Origin of the sequence: Psittacicella hinzii, assembly GCF_003585935.1 — a bacterium.
Lineage (GTDB): Bacteria > Pseudomonadota > Gammaproteobacteria > Enterobacterales > Psittacicellaceae > Psittacicella > Psittacicella hinzii.
Genome location: NZ_NRJG01000213.1, coordinates 1 through 1,015, shown reverse-complemented (window position 1 = coordinate 1,015; position 1,015 = coordinate 1). Strand labels below are relative to the sequence as shown.

The window sequence follows — 1,015 nt, the reverse complement described above, 5'->3', positions numbered from 1 at the left end:
GCTAACAACTAAACTTTTTTTGTACGTGTTTAAGGGAGATGATAGTTAATTTATCAGTCGAGTTTCATTTTTGGGGTACAGCTCAGATTATATAAATTTTACTGATACAAGCTATATGTAAACATTAGCTATGCGTTTGTACGATAGTAAATGAGTGATAAGAGGATAGATTATTTAAGGCTTAGATATGAAATCATTCAATAAGGTTTAAAGTGCTTTCTATTTCATTGTTGCTTTCACTCATAGTATGGAGCTGTTTAACATTAGATTCTATTACTACCGCTGCGCAAAATGCAGTAAAAACAACTCAGAATTTATTTTCTAATAAAGAAGTGTTTAAAGACATTCTCTATAGTGATTTGCCAGCAAAATATAAATATAAGGATTTAGCAAAGGAAAACATCACTATTAAAATTACTAATGATCGAGTTTTAAGAAAATTTATCCATGATTATGTGGGGATTGTTGGTTTGGAAGTAGATCTTAATTTCATTGATGTGAGTGAGTTAACTAGCCTAAGGAAGGTGTTTATAAATAAACCTGATGATAAAGATAGATTTTATAATCAAACTCAAAATGCAGGTTATTTTAATGGGGATATATCTAGATGGGATACGAAAAATGTTACTATCTTAGAAGCAACGTTTGCATTCAACGAAGAGTTTCAAGGAGATATATCTAAGTGGGACGTAAGTAACGTAACAAATATGCAAGGAACTTTTATGGCAAGTTCATTTAATGGTGATATTTCGAGGTGGGATGTAAGCAATGTGTTGTCTATGGGCGGAATATTTCTCTCTAGTCATTTTAATGGAGATATTTCACACTGGAATGTAAAAAAAGTGAGAATATTTGAATTCGCATTCAATTATTCGTATTTTTCTAAAGATTTGTCAAACTGGGATATTAGTAATGCTACGATTTTTACTTGTGCATTACCAGAAAGATATTTTTTATCTTCAACTTATAAAAGTTGGGTAAGTAAGAATATAAATGCTATTAATGCAGTAATGAC

Annotated in this window: 1 protein-coding gene; it reads left to right on the top strand. The window is 30.3% G+C overall.

The features are described from left to right. Positions 1 to 212: 212 nt before the first annotated feature. Positions 213 to 1,015, top strand: an 803-nt coding sequence (locus tag CKF58_RS08260) for a BspA family leucine-rich repeat surface protein (protein WP_119532788.1), incomplete at its 3' end; no start/stop codon positions are given.